Origin of the sequence: Pseudobacteroides cellulosolvens ATCC 35603 = DSM 2933, from assembly GCF_001262605.1 — a bacterium.
In the GTDB taxonomy this organism is placed as follows: domain Bacteria; phylum Bacillota; class Clostridia; order Acetivibrionales; family DSM-2933; genus Pseudobacteroides; species Pseudobacteroides cellulosolvens.
This window is the reverse complement of sequence record NZ_LGTC01000001.1, coordinates 517,399-540,259: the sequence shown is the minus strand read 5'-3', so window position 1 is coordinate 540,259 and position 22,861 is coordinate 517,399. Positions and strand designations below refer to the sequence as shown.

The 22,861-nt window shown below is 38.9% G+C and carries 8 protein-coding genes; 2 read left to right on the top strand and 6 right to left on the bottom strand.

The window, feature by feature from the left end; translation table 11 throughout:
* Window positions 1–427: 427 nt before the first annotated feature.
* The 3 genes from Bccel_RS02380 to Bccel_RS02370 are packed head-to-tail and all read right to left on the bottom strand — an operon-like array spanning window position 428 to window position 16,640.
* The gene (locus Bccel_RS02380) at window positions 428–10,933 is read right to left on the bottom strand and encodes a CARDB domain-containing protein (protein ID WP_152965898.1); all 10,506 of its coding nucleotides are present in this window, start codon (window positions 10,931–10,933) and stop codon (window positions 428–430) included.
* Window positions 10,897–14,271 (bottom strand): PKD domain-containing protein, encoded by a 3,375-nt coding sequence (locus Bccel_RS02375; RefSeq protein WP_050753013.1) that lies wholly within the window; start codon window positions 14,269–14,271, stop codon window positions 10,897–10,899. Before Bccel_RS02375 ends, Bccel_RS02380 begins: the two co-directional genes overlap by 37 nt.
* Entirely contained in the window at window positions 14,268–16,640 is a 2,373-nt protein-coding gene (locus Bccel_RS02370) for a CARDB domain-containing protein (protein WP_050753012.1), read from the bottom strand. Before Bccel_RS02370 ends, Bccel_RS02375 begins: the two co-directional genes overlap by 4 nt.
* A 268-nt stretch (window positions 16,641–16,908) precedes the next feature.
* On the opposite strand from Bccel_RS02370, the gene Bccel_RS02365 reads away from it, so the two are divergent.
* Window positions 16,909–18,684, top strand: coding sequence for a histidine kinase N-terminal 7TM domain-containing protein (locus Bccel_RS02365; protein WP_036946544.1), 1,776 nt, complete (start codon window positions 16,909–16,911; stop codon window positions 18,682–18,684).
* A 5-nt stretch (window positions 18,685–18,689) separates the two neighbouring features.
* Here the strand turns inward: Bccel_RS02365 and Bccel_RS02360 are convergent, their stop codons facing one another.
* Window positions 18,690–19,328 carry a response regulator transcription factor gene (locus Bccel_RS02360; RefSeq protein ID WP_036946541.1) on the bottom strand — a complete coding sequence of 213 codons (639 nt, stop codon included), beginning with the start codon at window positions 19,326–19,328 and terminating at the stop codon, window positions 18,690–18,692.
* A 205-nt stretch (window positions 19,329–19,533) separates the two neighbouring features.
* Here Bccel_RS02360 and Bccel_RS02355 point away from each other — a divergent pair, with 205 nt between their 5' ends.
* The gene (locus Bccel_RS02355) at window positions 19,534–20,988 is read left to right on the top strand and encodes a metallophosphoesterase family protein (RefSeq protein ID WP_050753011.1); all 1,455 of its coding nucleotides are present in this window, start codon (window positions 19,534–19,536) and stop codon (window positions 20,986–20,988) included.
* Between the two features lie 191 nt (window positions 20,989–21,179).
* Here the strand turns inward: Bccel_RS02355 and Bccel_RS02350 are convergent, their stop codons facing one another.
* Together Bccel_RS02350 and Bccel_RS02345 are read right to left on the bottom strand one after the other, a co-directional pair.
* Window positions 21,180–21,956, bottom strand: a complete 777-nt coding sequence (locus tag Bccel_RS02350) for an ABC transporter permease (protein WP_050753010.1) — start codon at window positions 21,954–21,956, stop codon at window positions 21,180–21,182.
* Entirely contained in the window at window positions 21,953–22,861 is a 909-nt protein-coding gene (locus Bccel_RS02345; RefSeq protein WP_036946535.1) for an ABC transporter ATP-binding protein, read from the bottom strand. The genes Bccel_RS02350 and Bccel_RS02345 overlap by 4 nt, the downstream gene beginning before the upstream one ends.

Genomic DNA, 22,861 nt, shown 5'->3' with positions numbered 1-22,861 from the left:
GGAATTATTATCTGTAAAATTTTTATTGATGTAATAAATCATCAATTTCATTTATAAGTTCATCAGTTTTTTATATATCCTTAATAATTTTATATAGTTGTTCCATTATACAACTACAGTTATATAATGGTCTTTAAGTCTTAAAATAACAATCAATTTTTTACCTATTTTAAATATTTATTATATAAAAATGCCTTTGAGATTTGTTGGAGCATACATTTTGAGCCAACATATAAAATCTTGTCATGTTGTTCATAATTATAAGTACGACTATATTTCTGAAATAGTTCGTTCCTATTTAAAATCTATAGATAATCACTAATGGTAGTCCCGATTGTATATACAACACAATAATTTCCATAAATAAAAACAGGCACTTCGGTTATGAAGTGCCTGTTTTCTTTTTCGTTCATGCCTTAAATTAATGCTAGTTTACACTGATTTGCGGATAGTCACTGGAATTTGTATTAAAGTTTCTTGCGATAGCAGCAAAATCCATTATATTAATTACATTATCCTTATTCAGATCGTACTCATATTTAAATCCTGCCTCCTTGAAATTTGTATTGAATTCTACCGCAATCTTAACAACATCCTCCATATTTATCATATTGTCCGGCTTGATGTCACCTACCCATAATGTGATTGCCTTTTCCTTAGAACTTACGGTTACATTTGATGTTACCTTGGTGATTTTAATATCCCTCGATAAATATCCCTGCTTGCTAACCCTTAAGGTATATCCTGAAAGGCTTTCCTCCACATTAGTAAGAGTAAAGGATCCATCCTTTAGGGTTGTAGCATAAACATCGGTTCCAACTATTTCTACCTTGAAGCCCTCATTAATGCCTGTGCTTTCCATTATGTTCCTGATATCTGTTGATATGTATCCTGTAATAGTATACTCTCTCATTACTTGATTAACAGTTACCTTTTGTGTAGCGGTTGTTTTATTACCGCTCTCGTCAACAGCTGTCCATGTAACTACAGTTGTTCCTATAGGGAATAATGCAGGTGCATCATTTGTTATTACCACCTTTGAAGCATCAATAGCTTCAGCATTACCTATATTTACAGATGTAAGTGCATTTTGAGATTCAACGGTAATATCAGCAGGTACTTTTAATACAGGCGGTGTTGTATCTGTGTTTCCAATGTCCGAGCCTGATATCACAGACTTATAACTTGAATTACTCCTTGCACCGAATGTATTGGTGCTGATTATTTCCAGGTTATGATTTCCTTCTTCAAGGCTAAATATAATATCAAATTTATCGTCTTTATCTGTAGCTACACTTGCAACCAACTTCCCGTCTATATAAGCTTCAACAAAGTTACCTGCATCTGCAGTTCCTGTAATTTGTACCTGGCACTTATCATCTGCCATAAACTTACTGACATTATTGACTTTAGGATCAGCAGGTGCTCTGGTATCAATCACTATGGATACTGGAATATCAATACAATATTCTGAATATCCCAATGTATAAGGCTCATTGTTTTCACCATTGATATACTTCCACCCATATACACTGTCGGTAACCGATAAGTTTTCGATAAACATTCCAAGATCAGGATTCAAGTTCCTACCCTTTACAGTCACTCTGACCTTACCGTCATAAATTCCATCAGGAATATTGTCCTTAAATTCCAATGATGCCATTACCAAAGCCTGCATACCCTTTGGAATACCTGTTGTTATTCCTCCTGTAACATCAGTTCCGTCCTGACCTTTAAAGGAAGATGCTGCAACCGCTATATCCTTACCTTCAGCGTCTTTAAAGTCAAGAACCTCAAAATGAACCTTGTCAATACTGTTCTGGTAAGAGCTTTCAAATACATTCACAGTAAATTGAGGTTTTTTAGAATCACTGAGTATCACCCTTGCAATATCCACATCGGGCACCGAGCCTATATTGCCAAGTTCTACAATCTCCAGGGAGTAATCCTGCTCATATTGGCCCTCCGGAAGCCTTACTACAATCTTGTAAGGTCCGTTAATCGGGTTACTTATAACAAGCATGTCATTATCATTTCTTAATGAACTTACTTCGCAGTTGGAAATATTGTTTTCATAGCTTTCTCCGTTTACTCCTACATGTTTTCCAAATTTATCATACACATGCAGCTCCAACTTGGATGGATTCTTTGCTGCAACCAAGAGCCTCAACTCCTTGACACCTACACCGGGAACATATTCTCTCACATCCTCTTCCCCTGCTTTTATGCTTCTGCCCATTGGTTGTACAACCTTTATATTCTTTCTTAACGAAGCCACCTGCTTGTCATTTCCTGCAAAGAAATGGGCTATGTATGGTCCTTTAGGATCTCCAACAGTCATGGTCCCAGGCTCTGACAGCTTTATTGAGAATACGCTTCTATAACCGGAAATATCCGTAAGTGTTGAACGCTGTACTGTAAACGGTATTTTTATTTCAAATGTCTCACCGGGCTTAATGGATACCGTCTCTGATTCGAAGCTTCCATAAAGCATTTTCCCTCCAAAGACATCCATATTTATAAGTGCCGACACATCCCCTGTATGAGAGTTCTTAAGTACCAAAACTGCTTCCCCTGTTCCTTCCTTTTCCTTATCGGAAACAGTAACATCAGGCACTGAAATACTCACTACATCAACAGGCAACGGCGGGTCAATCTTTCTCCAGATATCTACATTGGTAATAACATTGTTTGCAGCCTCTGCAATTCCAAGACTTCTTGTATAGGAAATCCCGGTTCCTACCACCATATTGGCAAGACTTCCCGCAATCTTCTGAGTAGCTGTAACCTCTTCGTTGCAAATGCTCTTTTCAATGATGTTCATTGTTTCCACTAATTTGTCATACCCATAAGAAGGTAGCATTGATATAAGTGCACCGACAGGATGTGCGCCCATCAAAAGTTTGTACGGCTGCATTACTAATGCATTAAATGTATACACATAAGACTTTGACACATTTAAGTTAGCCCTTTCACAAATGACCCCGTATCCTTTTCCCGTATCCTCTAAAAGTTTCAGGTATTTTTCGTTCATAGCACTCAAATCCTTATTCTCCGGGTGCACCTCATCTCCGTTACTGTTTATTATATTTACATTCTTGTATCTTCCAAAGCCTGTATACGGATTATCTTCAGTTCCTGCAATGGACTCAATCTGATCGTTAAGGTCTTTAAAGTACTTTACAAGCACGTCTGTCGGATAGTACGAAGGTGTATCGCCTCCTGAAACATACCCTCTGACGATATCAATTGAATGCTCGATCATAGCGTCGGAAAGCTGTTTTAAATTGCCTATATCCTTATTGATATATTCTTTTCTGAGCTTTAAATGAGGACTTATACTCAAATCATAGCCGTTAATATCTTCAAAAGCCTCATCATAATTGTGGTCTCCTTTAAGATATTGCTCATATGCCTCATACATACTGTTGGTAGTTAAAACATTATAAAGCTCCATTTCCAAAAAGGCTTTTATTAAATATTTAGTTCTCTGGTAGGTGTTCTCCGGCATACCACTCATTATCTCGTTCAATCTTCCCTGTATATCAATTGAATCTTCCATTGCATAGGTGCCATCCGATACATCGCTTGATGAAACTTTCCTTTTGTTTTCAACCATTCTTACAAGTGCTTTAGATAGTACCTGCCTTACTGCTTCATTATTATTTACATTCAAATTTTGCATACTGCCTAATCCATTATCAATAATACTTTGCAAATTATCTCTGTTTATTAATATACTGCTGTTCTCCTGCTGCCTGCTTACCGAATTGCTGATGTCCTTACTGCTGATTGTTCCCGTATTGACAATATCCCTTATATTTTCTCTCTGGACAGCTCTCCCGTTTTCCATGACAGTATAGTGGGTAACTACCCTGATTTTGTTGCTTGAATCATCTCCTGTACCTAGACTTTTAGGAGTATAAATCATTTTTAAAATAATGGATGAGTTGTTGCTCTTCTCTGCCTTATTTGATTGTGTAGCATAGAAGTCTCTTACAGGCCCAAGTATCTCAAAGCTGATTTCTCCCTGGTCGTCAAGGCTAAATGTTCTTCCTGTCATATTACTTCCAACTACTACATACTTGTCTTCATACCTGGTTTTAATATTCCTTTCAAACTGATTATAGGTATCGGTTGTAATTGCATTATCAACCATAGGTATGAATACATTACCTGTAACATTTATAGGGTTGACATTCTGCAGGAACAGCCTCTTGTTTAAATAGTTATAGTGATCTGAATCCGGGTGTGTAACCACAAGGTATTTTAAGTTGTCTATAGCATCAATTCTGCTGAAGTCAGCCTTTGTCAAAGGATATTTCCCTTTCCCCGCACCGGCATCTATAAGCATGCTGTTTCCACCGGCTTCTATCAGTATACAATCTCCCTGATCCACATCAAGGAATGAAACCTTGGCTGCCAATTGGTTTGTAGCATTATTGTATATATAAGTCTCAACATTACCGTTCTTATCAGTCCTATAAATGGTTGTCTTCTTAAGCCTATCAAGTGTTTCATTATGAGGATGATCATAGTCATTTTCCTTCCCTACAGAAATCACAGATTCATCAGGAGTTACTTCTTCTAAAAACTCCGTTTGCGTTGAATCCCTGCCTCCGTGGTGTGCTACCTTTAAGGTATCGCTGTCAAGTTTATCAATGCTTCCGGTTGCTTTAAGGTTTTCTATTAATGCATCTTCAGCATCACTCTGTGCATCTCCTGTAAACAATACGGAGTATACCTTTTCATAATTATCCTCTTCCTCTTCACCCTCTTGAGGCTCGGTTTCTGTTTCAGCTTCAGTTTCGGTTGCCGAATCAATGGCTTGCTGCAACGCCTTGTCTGCTTCATCTATGAACTCATCAAGGTTGTACTTTACGTTTTCAATGTTTTGTAAGGCCTTTTTGAGATCAATAAGACTGTTGCAAAACGACAGTGCGCTGTCTAAGAGTCCCATATAACTATCAATGGCTTCAAACACTTTTTTCCTTGTCTCAGCACTTCCATCCAAGGCCATAACAGTTGACTTTGCTTTATCTAGCTCGGGTTTAATACTGGTCTTTATTTGTTTAACATCACCCGTATAGCTTGAAACAGTTATTTCAGGTTTTTTCCAGTCCGGCTGACTGACATCATCAAGATCCAATTTCAGAGCTAAGTTTCCATCTGTATAGTCACCTGCATTTTTTTTGATGCTACTTAAGGCAGGCTCACTGCTATTGATGCCTTTTCTTATCTCATTAAAACTGTCGCTTAAGCTGGCTAATTGTGAACTTCCGTCATACGAATCGGTATAACCAATTTTCGCCACACCACATCTCGTCCTTGTTGCTAGTGCCTTCCTAACGTTTAGATCATCGATCACTATGACAACATAATGCGCAGCACTTTCTGAATGTCCTAGAGTGTTACCGGTTTCATTCTCCCAATTCTGCACAAGCCTTTCCGGTACATATATTGCTCCAGAGTGTTGTACAATGGTTCTATCCTCTTGTACCCTGTCCATAACATACTTGTAAAGGTCTTCTGTCTGACTTTCCGAAACTATTTCGAAATCTGACAGGTTCTTGGTAACATCCGATATCTTTGTTATTGACTCCTGGATATACTCATTATATAATTCGTTTTCCGCTTCATCCAGAAGTCCCCTTATATTTTGGTAAATACTTGCTGCAGTTCCGATTTTATTGGCAGCATCGGAAATAGTGTTGATTATCTTAAGTGCCTTATTTACATTTTCATTTATTAGGCTGTCTCCAAGTTTATTTGCAACCCTGGCGCTGTCAGCCGCATCACTTATCTTTGAAGTAGATTTGGCAAAATCATTGATGCTTAAGAACAGATCAACGGTGTTGTAAATAGCACTCACTCCTGTGTTTACAATATCTAGAACTGCCGAGAATCTCCTGTTGGCATCAAGGTCTTTTACATACTCCATAGTCTCAGTCATAGCCCTTGCAAGGTCATCTGTATTTTTGTCCATAAGTACGCCCATGTTGCCCTTAAGCCGCTCCAGCTGTCTTTCAAGCTCCATGAATTCACCCGAACCGGTAACTTTGTCGAACTTTAAAGGAGTAATTACAATTTTTCCTGATGACTTTTGCTCTATGACCTCAAAGTTTGTGCTTTGGGCAAGGTCAATAGAACCTGTGGTTGAAATCTTGTATTTTGCAATAACAGTCTCACCTGGCAATATATCTCCCAACTGCAGGCATGTTACACTATAATCCCAGTCTTCGTTTCCGACCTTTCCTGCCAGTATATTTACATTTTCAGAGCTCCTTATTCTTGGAGGCAGCAGCTTTAAGCCCCGGGATTTACCCAGGCCTGTGTTAGTTGCCTTTGCAGTTATCTCATAGGTAGTGTCTTTAACTTTTTCAAACTCATAGCTCAGATAAATCTTTGACGGCGGCTCAATTTCAACAGTTCTTGGCTTTGATACTCCGCTTATAGTATCACTGCCCTTTTTAAAGTTGTACCTTACGTATATGTACGTCTTTCCCATACCGTTACCCGGGTCTTGGTCATAGTCAGTTACATCGGTCTTCCTTTGGAACTTGAAGCTTACTTCTTCCCGCGAATTTGGATCTAATGAATCAATGGATACCACATCTGTTTGCTTTGTGCTCGTGGCAGGATTTCCCTCTTCATCTTCCGTGCTTTGGCTGCAGTAAATATTAAAGTACTTATTGAGAAGTTTTGCTCCCTCAGGCAGTCTTCCGTCACTTGAGAGCTCCTTGTCTGTAATTATAAGCTCCAGGCTTGCATCCCTTATTTCATCCAACTTAGATGGATTGAAGAGTACAAAATCGGTTCCAAAAACCTCATCAGACTGAACAGCACCCTGTGAGAACTCAAAGCTTCCAAGGGCTTCACCCATCTTTTCAGGTTCATCCGGAGTATTCATTCCTATAAAGTCAATAAAGCTTTTGCTTAAGTAATAAGTAAGGGGCTCACGATGCTTTATTCTTTCGGGGTTAAATGCCGCTTTTACCGGTACCCCACCTTCATCATAATCATCGAAATCTTCGCACCACATGTCGTATGGCTTGAAGAAAACCCTTACAGGAACTTTCAATGTGACAGATTCTTCACATCCATATTCGTTAGTCCTTGTTCCTTTAAGAAGCAACGAAAGATTGAACTTGTAGTTTTTGCCATAGAGCTTTGGAATCCATATGCTGGTACTCGGGTACTTATTGTCCTCTCCGTCACTGTATCTTATTTTAAATGTCTGTTTTATATCATCATATGAAAGCTTATAAATATGACTTTCTGAAATATCGTTTTGGCCTTTTATCCAGTAATCAAATTGTCTCTCAGTAACTCCTTCCGGCACCTTGACAAGGTATATTCCAGCCTCTTCGGTAGCTTCAACAGTCGCTATATTATATATCTTAGGATCATCTATGTATATTTCGAAGTCTTTTATTTCTCCTGCTTCAAAATCTCCAAGCTGAAGGGTCTTGCTGTTTAACGCTCCCTTATCCAGCACTACATAGCCGTCAGGCAGTGTTTCGTCATTGTATATAAGCTGTGCCTCTACATTATAGACCGATTCAAACACAGATTGGTTCTTTATAGCTACAAAAGCGGACATGTTTCTCGATCCTTCACTTGTGTACAGCTCATAACCGGGAACATTGCTCACAAGCTTCGGTATTATCGGTGCAGGTCCTAAAAGTGCTTCAATAACAGGCTCTGTAAGCTGTCCCTTTGTGTTCTCAGCCTCTTTTATTGTCTCTACATTCCACTGGAAGGAGAACGGCATTGCTTCCAGCGTTACCTTCTGCGGCTCAAAGTCTATTACGGCAGGTACCTCAAAGCTGGTCTCAAGGGTTTTATAATAAGGAGCCTCAACCTTTAGTGTATAAACCCCTGCAGGAATGTTCTCAAATTTGAAGGTGGAGTCCTTACCCTGTACCGGCAAATAAAGCTCGGATTTTACCTTTTGCAGCCCTTTATTTGTCATAGGCCCTACAAGCTCTACCTTCGCATTCTCCACAAGGTATGAATCCTCATCAAGTGTCTGTATTGCAACCGTTCCAATGCTTGAAGCTCCTACATAAACATTTATCGGTATCTCGGTAGTTCCCCCATTGGACTTAATGGTAATTACATCATTATATACACCGTTTTGAACATATTCATCAGGGGATATATTAACGTTAACTACTGCATGACCGTTTTTATCCCTTAGTGAAAGACCTTTATTCAAAGGAAGCACCAAGTCGGCCCCAGATGTTGTAATATATACCCATGGCAGTTTTTTAGGTCCAATAACCTCTATATTTTTAATTGATGCTGTACCTGTGTTTGTGATTCGAATAAGCTGCGTCACAGTATTTCCAGGCCTAAGCGAAGCATTTATTTCATTTTTGATTATGCCGCCGTCTTTATCATCCTGTCCCACCAATACTTCAACCTTCTGAATTGCAACTGCCTTAACAGCGTATACTTCAAAGGTTACCGACTTGCTGTAGCCCTCGTCACTATTTACTGTAAACTCCAGGTACTTAGCCCCAGGAGCAACAGATTCGTTGAAATCCACATGAAGCATAACATCAGAGCTATTACCTGCTTCTATTTTCTCAGGTAAATCTCCTATGATTTGTGCTGTCATTCCATCACCGTCAGTAAGCCACTTTTTACTTATCTTTACTCCTGTTAGAGGAAGAGTACCTACATTTCCTATTGTAACAGGTATCTCAATATCATATCCTGCCGTAAGCTCAGTCTTTTTCCTTGCCTTTACTAAAAGCCCTTCAACATAGAATACCTCAGGATCACTTGCCTTTACGGCACCGTTTACCTTTGCTGCTGCCTTTAATGAATAGCTTCCGCCATAGCCTTCATCAAGCTGGAAGAGATAGTTGAATTTTCCTCCTTCATCAGCTTTTACATTAGCCTTCCATTCCTCTTCCCCCACAATGGTAACAGTCACATCTGCACCCTGAATTGGTGTAGTTCCATCCTTATGGGTTACACGGCCTGATATATAAATAGGCTCATCAGGGCCAAAAGTCTTCTTGGATGCGTTCACTGTTACATTGTAGTCTTCAATAAACCTTAAAGGTACTGTGACACTCTTTTGCTCCGAATCACTTGATACAGATATAACTGCACTGTAGATACCTGACGGAAGCTTGCTATCCGGGCCTTCGGAGTTAACCCTGTACTGGAATTTTCCTTCTGTCAGGTTATAACTCATTACCTTTACAAACTTAAGGTCCTCCGGTTTAAATCCTACTTCTCCGTCAGTCACCTCATACATATAAACCGAAGCTGTAACACTTTCTTTTTTTCCAAGAGGCCTCCATGGTTCGTCGGTAGAGGTAACAGCAACACTTATCGAAGGTTTTTCCTCTACAGTATAAGCATCATTCAGTTTATCTGCTTTAAGGTTTAAAATTCCATTTACCTTATAGTCCGTTGTATATTTTGCGTTGTTTCTATCCTTAAGATAAATGCTGCTGTAAGCGTCTGCATAGGCTGTCATTTTGTAAGCCGCCAGAGTGGGGGTATATATAGCATTCCAGGTTATTACCCCAGATGCCGTATCCCCAGGCTGCATCACTTTTGATAAAACAAAGCTACCAACAAGCTTTTCATTTATATACAAAGTAGTAGTAAAAGGCTTATTTATTGCAGCATTTCCCTTGTTTTTAAGTCTAATTGTACTTGTAACGGTATCTCCAAAACGTACTGAGCCTTTCTCAGGACTGTTTTCTATGCCTTCAACGACCAGATCCGGAAGAAGTACGTTTAATTTGGAGTATATAAACCTTGTTTTGTTGTTGTCTTCATCTGCTTCATTTATTTCATTGCTCTCATCCACTACTGCTTCAATGTACTGAGTTCCCGGAACAGGTCTGTCCCAGGATAAGGACACGAAGCTACTCTGTCCCAAGGCAAGATCTGTGTATTCCTTTGTGCCTATATAGGCATCATCGGCATAGAAGCTAACCTTAAATCCTTTATTTACTGCTGCATAGCCGCTATTTAGTATGGAAGCGGTTATTACTATGGGCTGTCCAGGCTGTAAATTGCCGTCTTCCGGATTGCAGGACAGTTTTTCCACTTTTAGATCAGGGTATCTGAATCTTATCTTAGGAGTTGTTATTTCTTTTATATTATCAGTCCTATCACCTTCAACTATATGAGGTATCGGTCCGTCTGCAACAACCTTGTATTTATGGACACCTTCTTTAACGACATTAAATTTAAATGTCAGAGTTGTTTTATTTGCTCCTTCAGACTGTGACAAACCGTTAACCGTCTGGGTTTTTATAAGTTCACCGTCTTCAAACAATGCAACTGAGAACTTGCCGGCCTTGGAAGACCCGTTGTTTTCTACAGTAACTGTAAGATTTACTTCCTCATTCCAGTCAAGAACACCCTCCTCATTTCCAGACCATTTAGCTTCTGCTAACTTAAGATTAGGGAATAGAGCAGTCTTGGTATCTATGGGCCTACTTAGCTGGTTATTGTCAAAGTCTGCCTCATCCACAGGGTGACCCATATCATTGGCTATAATTGTTAGCATGTGGTTTCCTACTGTATTTTTCCAGCTAAAGCTAACCTTCTTGGTTTCTCCCGGTTTTATCTTGTCAGTTATCTTTATATAGTCTTTGTAAACACCATCAACATAAAATCCTACCAAAAACGGCTTATCGGTTTCAATATATCCTGCATTATATACCGAACCTGTAACAGACAGCAATTGATCTTCCTTGGGTGAATCGCTGTCAAGAGCAATTCCGGTAACTCTAAGGTCAGCCCTTGTTTCATTAACGGTAATCTGCATCTGTGATACAGTTTCGGCACCGTTATTATCCATCACGGTCAGATTAACCTTGTAGGTTCCTGAATGCAGGTATTTATGGCTTGGTGTTACCCTGAAGCCGTTTCTCCATCGCCAAATTCCCAAATATAGCTTTGTATATATCCATCCTTGTCATATGAGCGTGACCCGTCAAAGTGAGCAGGTTTCAAAACATCCTCAGAAAAGTCTACACCTGAATCAGCATAAGGCCTGCTGTTTATTAAAACTACTGCATCTTTTGAAGCTTCTTTTGCAGTACTGCCCGAAACTCTTGCAGTTACGTTGTATTTTCCGCCCTTATTGTAGTTCCAATCAACATACACATATGTTGTGAAAAGTGGCTGAAGATCGCTGAAACTTGCCTGGCCTATTTTTATTTCACCCTTAATGTCACCACCTGCAGCAAAGAACTCAACAATACCGCTTTCTACATCATTGCCCTTGTTCTCAACCTTGGCCCTTATTGTAAAGGTATCACCCTCATCAGGGTAGTGACCCACGTCATAATAGACCTTCTTCTTAATTTTATCCAAATCCTTCTGATCAACGTCATAAATGATCTGGGAGTATTCTACCGCACTTATTACGGCACCGGATCTGAAGTCTACGGTGTAGACAGGTTTATGGTAATACCTTGCTTGGCTTTCTGTGTTGCCTTGCGGCTTAACATTATATACAGGTATCTCATCTACGATATAGATATTTCCACTATCCTTCCAGCAATTGACTTTACTTAAAGTAACTATTTCATTTTTCTCTGCGTATACCTCTCTTGTAACACTGCTCACATTGGCTTTTGGCATCGGGTCCTTCAGCATAAGCACCTGGTACCTTGGAGCACCCTGTGCATCAGGATCTCCTATGAGAGCCGGAACTTCAAACTTAAGCAGGCTTTCACCTTCTCCCGGCTGCCTTAAAGTATTAAGGCTCTGCGGAACGTATATGGGTATCTGCATTCCTGTCTTTAGGTTCAGCAGATAACTTGGGAAGCCTGTATCTCCAACGTTTACAAGTGTAAGGGAGTTATCATGATCATTGGGATCGGACAATACGTTATCCTTACCGATTATTTCAGTTGTGATCCCTGTAATTAATGGGTTCAACTGCACTCCTTTATAATCCTGGTGACGGAGGGTTGCCCTGAAGTTCTTAAACTCTCCCTCTAATGGCTTTCCGTCAGGCCCTTCATCATACATTTCCCATCTGACCATCCAGTATCCGCTAACCTTGCTTCGTGGCTTGATGTCGCCAAGACTAATCTTAAAGCTTGTATCGGTGCTTACGCCAAATGATGTTCCTATTATTTTAAAGTTTGTCTCAAGGCCTATTCTGTTTGAGCTTATTTCAATCTGGCCTGATTCAACAGTAAGGTTTTTTGCAATTCCATCCCCTGTATTCTCTGCGACAATACCCAGCCTAAACGGAACCCCTGCAGTAATTTTCTGAGGTATGTAATAATGAAGCTTTATTTTAGGCTGCGGATATATTGTTATCTCCTCTGCCTTTGTAGTAGTTTCTACATACTTTCCATTGAGATAGTATGAGATGACAGCCTTTGCCAGATACACCTTACCCGAAGGATCAGTACCCCCTAAGCCTTCACCCGGTATAAGCTGCCATGCGGAAAGCATTCCCTGGCCTGAAGCGAGGCTTGAAGCACCATCTAAGCTTGATATTCCTGACAGGCTTGTTGGAATAATAAAGTTCTTGTTCGTTACATCATTTCCTTCAGTGTCGGTTATCTGTACCCTGACATTAAGATTCTGCAGTGAATAAACCGGGTAACCGTTTGTCACCTTCAATGTTGCGTTAAATGCCTGCCTTTCCAAAGTCGCAGTCTGGTCAAGCTTTAAAGCAATCATTCCATTAATAGTTCCGCTACCCCCAAAGCCATCCATTGAATTTAAATAGTCAAGCTCCTCCATCTGGCCCTCAGGCATCTGAATTTCTTCTTCCTTAGTACCTCCGAGACTTGGAATGGTTATTTCCACCTTGGCCTTCTGTTCCCCAGGATTGCAGAGTGCAAGGTTTGTCTCTACCTTACCCGGAGGATCCATTGGAAGCCCTGTATCATTATCAAAGCTTACATAGTTACCCATTATATGGATCCTGTTAGGAGCCTTATCCTCCTGTCCAAAATCCTTTATGCCAAACTTAAGGTTATAGTATCCCGGATCAACCTTAATCTTTATCTTTGCACTTCCATGTGCAGGAATTTCCCCAATATATCCACCGCCAACAATACTTATACCGGTATCCTTGGAGCTTTCACGGATTACTGTAGCTACTGCATCTATTATAGGCACCATACCTGTATTTATTACTGTAGCTTCCAGGTATACAGGACCGGTTACCTGTTTGGGTACGGTAATCCAAGGCGGCACAAGTCCAAACTTAGGTGTTGGAATATTTGCTGGTGTAAAGTTCATTTCCAGCTTTATGTCATATTTATCCTGTATAGTTGTAGGAACCACTGTCCATTCAATCTGAACCGGCATAACCTCCATCTTTACTTCTACCATAGAAGCCTCAGATTTAGGCATTATATGTGCAGTTCCTGAAAGCTTTATACGTCCCTGTGCCTGCACATAATATGTATACTCACCTATGGGCTTGTCTTCAAATGTAACAAGTCCGTTTGCATCTGTTCTGCCGTAGAAATGCTGATAATACGTTATTTCCTGTCCGTTTCTCGACTGGATATATGGGTCCTTGCCTACAAGATTGATTTCTGCACCTGCAACACGTGCACCTGAGTCATCCGTTACAAGGAACGATACCGAGCCTGTATTGATGGTGGAAACCTCTGCAGCCACTGTGACAACTGCCTTATATTTGCCATCTGTCACCGTAATAACATCCTGATACTGTCCAAGTGCTGTTCCCTGCGGCGGATTTATCGAAATACTAAATCTGGTTTCCTCACCTGGGGCAAGGCTTGTTTTTCCTAAATCAAATGGTTTAATCCACGGTATTGAAGTCGGTGCCTCAAGCCTTATGTTGTTCATTGTCCCAAGGCCTTTATTAATAACCTTTACAGTCCTTATAATATTTGAACCAGGGTTAACGCCTATATCAATTCCCTTTGGATCAGTTACAGGAATAGGCACTGCCGGCCTTAAATTAAGCTTTATCCTTGATATGGTGCTGGGACCTTCCAAGCTGCTGAATATAATCTCATACTCAGCTGTATCAGCCACATCAAGAGGTGCGTTGACGTTTAGAACAACACTGCTGGACTCTCCCGGACTTAATGTGGATTTAAGTGTTGATGTATCTATTATGGCATTAACCTTACTATCGGGAGTCAGATTTCTTAGAACCGCACTTAAGCCGGTAAGGCTTGCCTCTCCTGAGTCAGCAGTATTCTTAATGCTTATAACCCTTGAGAACTGCGAGTTCTTTGATGCAGTAACCGAAAGATTGGAAGGTGAAGCAGTCATACCATATACTGTAAAGGTGGTAAAACCTGCCCGCTCAAAAGCTTGTCAAAGGCAATTATATAAGCGTTCCACTTCCCCGCTTCTGCTGTAATAGGTATGAAATCGTGTTTAAAGTGCCCATTTTCATCTGTTTCAAGAGTCAAGATATGTTCAGCTTTCCAAGGCTTTCTAGGATCACCCGATTCAGGCTCAAGCTGTAAATCCAATACTAATTTGGAATTTGCAAGAGGCTTGCCATCTTTATATTTAAAGAAACCTGATATATGCACTTTATCGTTGGCATTATAATTTTGTTTTTCGGTCTCTATTGTTATGTCCAGATCTTTTTGTAAAAGTACTCCCAAGTTGCAGGTGGTTGTATAGGATTCAACCGCATCCCCGGCTTCAATACTAAGATTATAAACTCCGGACTTTAATGATTTAAGAGGCAGCTGGCCCTTATAAGTTTTCGTAACAGGATCAAATCCTATTATGTCTGATAAAACAACATTTTCGTCCTGTTTTAGTTCATATCTTGCGTATATACCGCTCTCAGGGCCTAAAAGCTTCATTTTGTCACTTGCTTTTCTGGCGGATACAGTCATTGGCATATAATCTTCAACCAGGGAGCATAAGACGTATCCAAGATCCTCGCTCATATCCTCCTCGTTCGGATGTGCCTCTATCACAAGCCTGTCCGCCACATCAAAGCTTCTTTCCCATGTTCGTCTTACTCCATCACCAATAGGTGCTTGCCTAACCTCATTAAAGTTGTCTACGACTATTTTAACATTGTGTATACCCGTGTCCTTAGGTTCCCATTTAATACCCACTATAGCCGTGCTGTGTCCTCTTAAGCCTTCAACGACACTTCCTGCCACAGCTTTTCCATCAACATAAAGCCCAACATTAAACTTGTTAAAGACTGATGTTACACTTTGATTGCTGACACGAACAACAAATGAAACAGGTTCTCCATACCTCACATTGAGCGGTGACCACTGGACATCGGTTATATTAAGATCAGGATATATTATATTAAGGTTTGGAACTGCAGCCTCAACATGTGCACCATAAACGCTGTTTGTAACAGTGGAGTCAGGATCGGCTGTTATGCTTACAGTATGAGGTCCCGGCTGTACATACCACCTTGTCCAAAGTTCCTTCTCCTCACCAGCATTTAGTTTGTCTATGTTGAAACTTTTTATAATCTGTTCGTCAACCTTGAAATCTACCTTAAACTTATGGGTAATATCTATGGTGCTTGTGTTTACAAGCTTTGTTTCATATGTCAGAGATGTTCCGTCTGTAAGTGTAGTCTCTTTTGGTAGCCATGTTATCGGGCTTAACGAGAGGGTAGGATAAGTTACTGTAAACTCTGAGGTTGTTACAGTTTTTATATTATTATCCCTTATGGGCTCGACCAATAAAGGTGAAGGATCATCTGCCTTTATTGTGACCTCGTGCTTACCGGAAACAGGCTTAACTGAAAATACCAGCTCCTGGCTTGCCCCAGAGCCTAAAAGATTGACATTCTGCTTTGCGATCCACTTTCCGTCAATATAAAGTGAAACAAAGAATTTCTCTGCATTGGCATTTCCTATATTGGAAATAGTTGTCCTGTATACAAAAGGACTCTCACTTGTAAGATCTGTCTTATCAGGTGACCATGTTATTTTATCCACTCTTACATCTGGGAAGCTTACCTGTTTTGATGTAAGTACAGAAGTTGCAGTATTGTTAGCCTTTGATGTTTCTTTAAGGTTGTCTAAAATATCATTAGCCACTACCTTAACAATATGCATACCAGGTGTTGCTACCCAGGAGAAAGTTACATCAATACTTGAACCCTTTTCAATATTTTTGTCTACCCTTGTGTACCCAACATACTGGTTATCGATATAGAATCCTGCCAGGAAGCCTACTGTGCTTGGCCCTTTTCCTGTGTTGCCTATTGTGGCTGTAATGTTTACAACATCGTTTTCCTTAGGATCGGTTGGATTCCATTTAATTTCCGATACCACAAGGTCAGGCCTGCTGTCATTAACTGTTATCCAGGCTGCAGCTGCTCCTTCTGCTCCATTGTTGTCTGTTACAGTAGATCCATATTTAACAAGCGATGGCATAGTAAAATATCCAGCAATAAAGAACATGACCGACATTAAAAACGGGCCTTCCAGCAGCAATGCAATTGATCCGAAAATGTTATTATTTGACTTAGGATTATAAACCCAGCCTGGAAAAGGGGGAATAATGTAAGCCATTGCTGTATGCATTATTATGACAAGAAAGACAATAAATGCCCTTAGTGAATCTAAAAAGTCCAGCCGCCTTTCCCCATCTTTCCAATTATTATTTTCCAATACACTTATACTTTTTGCCTCTCTCATATACCCTACCCCCCAATTATTTTTACAGCAAATCTATCACAGATTTCGCTTACATTTTACAAAACATTGTATAATATGGATAGATGCAGATTGTAAGATAAATTAATGCATATTGTAAGATTGAGAAGGTGCGGTTTGTAATTTATTTCGCGGTAATAATCCATTTCGTTTACTTTAGTCATACATTATAATATAATATCACCATATATTTATATTAAAGTGTTATCAATTATTTTTAACAAAGTTTACTTCGTTAGGAGCCCTTTGTATGACATCAATTATACAGGTGATTATTTCCACCTTATGTGCGGCACTTTCAGCTTGCATGATAATCTTGGTTTTCCTGTATGGAAAAAAAGTACGTCTTGCGTATAAATACATAGCAGCACTCTCCATATTCTTTATTCACAGCTCGGGACAAGTAATTGAATCCATACTTACAATTAATATGACGTGGCTTTATTATAATAATAAAATGCATTGGCTCAATTATGTGCAATACTATAAGTTCATTGCCATATTCTTCACTGCTCCCATATGGCTGATGTTTGTTCTTGAGTTTGCACGTACAACATTAAACAGTTTTGAAAAATATATCATGAAGCATTTATGGATATTCTTCACCATTGGATTTGCTTTTTATATCGGACTAATTACAAACTCATGGAGTGAAGTAATTTTTTATACCCGTCCTATTGATGGTGTGTGGTTTACTTTTTTCAGCAAACCATTAATTATAAAACTGACTTTTGACTTTTTGTGCCATTTGCTCAGCTTATGTATAGTTGTCAAGCATATTTCAATAAAATACCGATATTATAGAAAACAGGCTGTTATACTGAATTTATTATCCTTTGTTCCTGGAATTATTAATTATGCTTATCTTTTATCAGACTTATATCAATATACACATAACTTCGATATGACCGCTGCAGTGGATCTAATTACTATATTTCTGCATATAATTTTTATAAAATATCGATTTTTAAACATGTTCCCCATTCCATTTACCAAAATGATGGATAAAGTAAATGAATCCATTATTTTTATTGATTCTGAGGGTACGATTTCATATTTTAACAGGGCTTTCAAGGAGAACTTTAGAGACTTCCATAGCCTTGAACCGGATCAAAAAGCCAGCACTTTTATAGAACACCTCAATAATGAGACACATTTTAGTCCTGACAAAACCACTATTATGAATGCTTTAGGAAGCATTCACAAAGATGAGGTAATGGGTGAACTTGTCATTGACTCTACCAAAAAACATTTTTCTGTCAATATTCAACCTCTCTATGACAAAAAGGATTTAATAGGAAAAATAGTTACCTTTTACGATGTTACAGATTATAGAAATCTTCTTTCAGAAGTTAGTTGCAAGAATTCAGAGCTTGAAGCAGCAAATAACCAACTCAAAGAATATGCAGCAGCAGTTAAAGAATTAGCCGTAACTAAGGAAAGAAACAGGCTTGCAGGTGAAATACATGACTCTGTAGGACATACAATGACAATTCTCATTTCTCTTTTGGGCATTTGCTCATTAGCATCGAAAAAAAAGGATTACGAAACAGTTAACCTAAAACTAGATGAAATGATGAAGGTCGCTATAGATGGCCATCGAGAGCTTAAGAATTCGGTTCAGGGAATTATGCCAAACCATCAAGGCGGTCTAAGTATCAAGCAGAGTATACTATCATTAATCAATGACTTTAAAATTACAGGGGTCAAAGTAAGTATTTCCATTGATGGTGAAGAAACCGTCAAAGCCTCAGCTTATGAAAAGATAATAAGAAAAATTTGCCGCGAAGCCCTCACCAATTCATTGCGTCATGGAAAAGCATCCATGGTTGAAATTCTACTTCGCTTTACAGAGGTAAATATCTCAATTTTTATATTCGATGATGGAATAGGTTGTAAAGAAATAAAGAAGAATATAGGGCTTCAGAGTATGGAAGAACATATATTGGAATTGGGTGGAAAAATCACATTTGGTTCAGATGGCGAGCATGGTTTTAATATTAATGCCTGTATCCCACTGTTATAGTTACTTCATACAATTTTATTTTTCACCGCAAACACAGCCAGTTGGACCCTATCCTTTAAATTTAGTTTTATTAACGTCTCCGAAATCATATTTCGGACATAACCTTCCGAAAGTCCTACTTCCCGCCCCATTTCCTTATAGCTCTTTCCCTCAACAATAAGGCTTATCAGCTTCTTTTCCTTGCTTGTGAGATCAAGCACTTGGGCTGAAGGACTTTTTTCCGGCTCCAAATACTTTCTGTCAGCAACGGAATACATAATATTCTTTTTCATTATTCCAAGCCCTGCAATAACACTCTTGATAGACTGTTTAAGCTGCATGGGCATCATGTCCTTTGTTATATAACCGTCTACGCCGCACTCCAAAGCATCTATAATACTTTTATCATCTTCAAATGTTGTCAGAATCAGGACTTTTATATCAGGATAAGCTGATTTTATGAGCTTAGTACCTTCCAGTCCATCACATTCAGGCATTATAATATCCATCAATACAATGTCGGGCTTATGGGCTTTGCATAATTCGTAAGCCATACGACCATTAGCAGCAAGACCCACAACCTCCATGTCCGCATCACTTTCAATCACATACTTCAGGCTTTCCCTCAGCATGTCCATATCCTCTGCTATAACTACTTTAATCATAATTATCTCCTCAGTTGAAATTATGTTAATTTTACCATTTTAGATTAAATGATTCAATACAGCGACTATATGAAAATTATAAATTGATAATTGATAAAATGTTGGCTTCATAGAAATTTTACAAAAGTTTAATATAAGTTTAATTGTTACATTTGCCCTAAAGTGATAAAATAATACAAAAATTACATTGTGGAGGACATAATTTATGAACATTCGTAGAAAGAAAAGCAGCTTTTCCAAAAGAATTGTATCTACATTTATTGTATCAGCTATAATTGGAAGTTTAATTCCTATAGGAGTAAATGCAGCTGCCCAATGCAATCTCAATGCCACGACTCATAGTGTACATAAATGTACAAAATCACCTAAACTGAAAAATGCCAAAATTGCAGTAATTTCGGATGCCCATTACTTTGCACCTGAGCTTGGTATTACAGGTTCAGCATTTGAAGCGTATCTGGCACAGGACAGAAAGCTTATTGCTGAAAGTAGTGCTATTTCAAATGCTGTTATTGATGAATTAAAGAAAAGCGATGTTAAAATTGTTCTTGTAAGCGGAGATATGACTAAAGATGGAGAAAAGCTATCACATTTACAGTTTTCAAAGCTGTTAAAGGATCTTGAAAAATCAGGCAAAAAAGTTTATGTAGTTCCTGGAAATCATGATATAAACAACCCTGAATCCAATTCATACTTAGGAGATACTGCTACACCAGTAGAAAACGTAACCCCGGATCAATTCAAGAAAATATACTACCATTTCGGTTTTTCCGAAGCTATTTCCAGAGATAGGCACTCGTTATCCTATGTTGTTGAGCCTGTACCTGGCTTACGGATTATTGCAATGGACTCGGCAAAATACAATGATAATGCCAGAAAAACTTCACCTGTCATAGGTGGCGAGTTTAGTGAAGATACATACAACTGGATAAAAAAGCAGATTAAAGAAGCAAAATCCAAGGGTAAGACTGTTATAGGACTTATGCACCATGGCTTGCTTGAGCACTTCAATGGTCAGAAGCAATACTTTGATGAATTTGTAATAAACAATTGGGAAAAGATTTCTGAAGAATTTGCAGATTTAGGAATGGAAGCGGTGTTTACAGGGCATTATCATGCACAGGATATATCAAGCAAGACTACTACTACAGGCAATAAAATATACGATATTGAAACTGGTTCCCTCGTTTCTTATCCATCCCCCTATCGTATTGTTGATATTACACAGGATAAAATGACAGTTGAAACCAAAAATATAACAAGTATAGACTATGATACGAAAGGTGCACTATTTCAGGATTATGCATACAATTATCTTAAAACCGGTTTAAAAGATGTATTGCCATTAATGTTTAAAACACTTATCATGAGGATGAACCCGGCTATACCTGAAGAGCAGGCTTATCTCCTAGGTAAGCAAGCTGCTGATGCCCAGCCTGCACCATCAGTGACTTCCATGACTGTTTACGATTTATTAAGCGATGCAATGATAGCACACTATAAGGGTGACGAAGAATTGAACCCACTTGCAATAGCAATTTCTCAGGGTATGATGGCTTCTGATGACCCTATGAGCCAATCTTTGGGATTCCTATTGAATTCAGGGTATAACGATCCATCTGAAAAGGATAATAATACAGTGCTAGAATTTAATCCATAATTTTACATACATTTTATTGGGGCGTTACAAAACCAGTTTAGTTTTGCGACACCCCTAGTACTTTTTTGTCATTTAGCATTAATAAATCCTTTTTAGGAATGGCTAAGGCACTCCTTAACTTATGTCCCTCTTGTTAAACTTTGCAACAGCCCAAACCAGCAACCCTACAAGATAAATACCTATATAAACCATCATCCATATGCTGGGAGATGTGGCACCGGAATTAAGCCCCCGCTCATGGGGTTTGCAATGACTGCACCGGAAAAAACCAGCGAAATCATCTTTCTATAAATCAAGTCAAATGGAGATATAAGACTCGAGAATATTCCGAATTTATACAGATTGTCGTTTGAAATTAAGGAACCTATTTGCTCCATCATGCTTCCTATAAGACCAAGGATATATATTGCAATAACAATTATACCATTTGTAAGGGTATGGAAAATAGAGCTTCCAAATATAGATAATGAAAGTATAGCCAGCGGCTCTAGTATAAATACCCCCCACCCTTTTATAATTCCTGACAGATCCATTATATTTGTAACAGGCAGCCCATTAATTTTAGGAATAAGAATTACCAGCAGAAATAAAATTGTAGCATATGATACCGATATAATCCCAAGACCTATATATTTACCCATTATGTATTCATAACGTTTTAATGGCTTTGTTATTATTGAATGAATTGTTCCATTCTCAACCTCCGAGGATATTGAGCTTAATGATGTCATTATTGTAAGAAGTGCAACCAGCATACTGGAAAAATAAAATCCCATAACTGATATGAGCTGAGACGCTATGCTGGCTATCTGAACCGTATCCATCAGTGTTCCGTTTTTAACATCCTTTGCATAAAAGTAAGTAATTATTGTGAACAACAATATATAAATAACCGACAGTGCTCCTATTAACAGCAGCAGTTTCTTCCTCAAGGCCTCTTTAAATGTGGTGAAAGCTATGGTCATCATTTTTTATCACCACCTTCTATCAGGCTGATGAATTTACTTTCCAGATTTGTTCCCTGGGTTTTAAGTTCATATAGTTTTCCGCCTCCATTTACTATTATGGCAGCAGTCTTTTGAACATCATCCTTGCTGTTAACTTTCATACTGATCCTGTTGTTTTCAAATACCAATTTTTCATCGATTTTTTTGAGCATATTAAGTATTTCCCCGCTTATATCCTCAGCATGTATGTGCAAAATTTCCTCACCCTTTAAGAGCTCCTGCATATCACCCTGAATAACAACCGAGCCTTTGTTTATAATTACAAGGCTGTCGCACACCATTTCCACTTCACTTAAAAGGTGACTGTTTAATAGAATTGTTTTGCCTCTCCTTTTAAGCTCCGTCATTATATCCCTAACCTCTTTTCTTCCTATGGGATCAAGTGCTGAAGTAGGTTCATCGAGAAACAGAAGATCAGGATCGGGAAGGAGAGCACTAGCCAGGCCTAATCGCTGCTGCATACCTTTACTGTATGTTCCGAGCTTGTATTTTTCATGACCTGTAAGTTTTACCAAAGATAAGACTTCCCTTATCCTTTCTTTAACAAAGTTCTTATCAAGCTTGTATAAAGACGCATGGAAAGACAGGAGATCTTCCCCTGTCATCCATTCCCCATATTTAAAATTTTCCGGCAGGAAGCCTATTCTCCTCCTTACCGATATATCGTTTAAGGGCTTTCCAAGTATCATAGCTGTGCCTGATGTAGGAAAAAGCAGGCCTGTCATAATTTTTATAAATGTGCTTTTACCTGCCCCATTAGGGCCAAGGAACCCAAATATCTCACCTTCCTTGACCGATATGGAAATATCTTTACAACCCAGCTTTTTGCCATAAAATTTAGTGATATTATTCGTCTCAATAACCAT

What these genes read in the sequence shown, in the direction of transcription:
- Bccel_RS02350 (WP_050753010.1), bottom strand. Translation starts at nt 21,956, where the DNA reads ATGATGACCATAGCTTTCACCACATTTAAAGAGGCCTTGAGGAAGAAA.
- Bccel_RS02370 (WP_050753012.1), bottom strand. Translation starts at nt 16,640, where the DNA reads ATGAGAGAGGCAAAAAGTATAAGTGTATTGGAAAATAATAATTGGAAA.
- Bccel_RS02355 (WP_050753011.1), top strand. Translation starts at nt 19,534, where the DNA reads ATGAACATTCGTAGAAAGAAAAGCAGCTTTTCCAAAAGAATTGTATCT.
- Bccel_RS02345 (WP_036946535.1), bottom strand. Translation starts at nt 22,861, where the DNA reads ATGGTTATTGAGACGAATAATATCACTAAATTTTATGGCAAAAAGCTG.
- Bccel_RS02360 (WP_036946541.1), bottom strand. Translation starts at nt 19,328, where the DNA reads ATGATTAAAGTAGTTATAGCAGAGGATATGGACATGCTGAGGGAAAGC.
- Bccel_RS02375 (WP_050753013.1), bottom strand. Translation starts at nt 14,271, where the DNA reads ATGACTGCTTCACCTTCCAATCTTTCGGTTACTGCATCAAAGAACTCG.
- Bccel_RS02365 (WP_036946544.1), top strand. Translation starts at nt 16,909, where the DNA reads ATGACATCAATTATACAGGTGATTATTTCCACCTTATGTGCGGCACTT.